Here is a 761-nt window from a genome sequence, read left to right as displayed (position 1 = left end):
GGACATGGCCGCCAGTCTAGTGGGCCGACGTGACGGCCCGATGACACGGAGACGACTGCCGATGTGACACGCGTCCCGTCCGGGACGGTGGTCGGTCGGCCGACGGTGTGAGACCGGTCGGGGGCCCGGCCCCCCCCCCCGCGGCCGGGCCCCGGGGGGCGGCCGGGTGGCGCGGTGGGCGCGGGGGTGGGGGGATAGAGCCGTCCGGCCCCCAACCCCCCGGGGGGCGGGGGCCCGCCGGTCAGGGCGCCCGGTTTGGGGGGCCGAGGTGCCGGCCCCAGGCCACGGGGGGGACTGCCGGTGGGCCACGCGCCCCGCCCGGGGCGGGGGTGGGCGGGCCGCGGGGGGGAGCCCGGGCGGGGGCCCGGCCCCCCCCCCCCCCCGCGGCCGGGCCCCGGGGGTCCGCCGGGGGGCGCGGGGGGCGCGGGGGTGGGGGGGTTGAGCACTCCGGCCCCCCACCCGCGCGGGGGTGGGGGCCTGCTGGGAAGGGTGTCCGGGGGCGTCCTGCCCTCCCACCCCGGCTCCCGGGCAGTACCATCGGCGCTGAAGGGCGGAGCTTCCGGGTTCGGTATGGGCCCGGGCGTTTCTGCCTCGCTGTGCCCGCCGTAACAGTATCGAGTGGTCGGGTCCCCCACGTATTTGCCCCGGCTGCCACGCAGGGTGGCGGGGGGGGTGGGGGTGGTGCCCGTTTCTCGGGAACCGCACAGTGGACGCGTAGCAAGCAGTGTAGGTGTGTTGAAGTTGTCGGCTGGTTAGTACCG

1 rRNA gene is annotated in these 761 nt (G+C 78.8%); it reads right to left on the bottom strand.

What is annotated here, in order from left to right:
* Positions 1-491: 491 nt before the first annotated feature.
* Positions 492-608, bottom strand: a 5S ribosomal RNA gene (rrf, locus tag V5O49_RS17030).
* Positions 609-761: the final 153 nt, after the last annotated feature.

It is taken from the genome of Isoptericola haloaureus (genome assembly GCF_036689775.1).
Classification (GTDB): domain Bacteria; phylum Actinomycetota; class Actinomycetes; order Actinomycetales; family Cellulomonadaceae; genus Isoptericola; species Isoptericola haloaureus.
Note: the sequence above shows the minus strand (reverse complement) of the source record. Positions and strands in the feature narration are given on the sequence as shown.